This is a genomic window from Bacteroides caecigallinarum, assembly GCF_016902295.1.
Taxonomy (GTDB): Bacteria; Bacteroidota; Bacteroidia; order Bacteroidales; family Bacteroidaceae; genus Phocaeicola; species Phocaeicola caecigallinarum_A.
In genome coordinates this window covers 1-221 of sequence record NZ_JACJLQ010000225.1, presented here as the reverse complement: position 1 = coordinate 221, position 221 = coordinate 1, and the positions used below count along the sequence as shown (strand labels likewise).

General features: G+C 52.9%; 1 rRNA gene. It reads left to right on the top strand.

Features of this window, described 5'->3' with window-relative positions:
- Window positions 1-221: ribosomal RNA gene (locus H6A27_RS14910) — 23S ribosomal RNA — on the top strand; the annotation flags it as partial.

Sequence of the window (221 nt, the reverse complement as noted above, 5' to 3'; positions counted from 1 at the left end):
AAAGAAAATAACAATGATTCCCCCAGTAGTGGCGAGCGAACGGGGAATAGCCCAAACCAACAGTGTTACGGCATTGTTGGGGTTGTAGGACCACGACGTTGCAAGAAATTTCGTGAGAAGAACGGTCTGGAAAGGCCGGCCACAGCGGGTGACAGCCCCGTATTCGAAGCGAGACGAAGCATAGTGTAATCCTGAGTAGCGCGGGACACGAGGAATCCTGC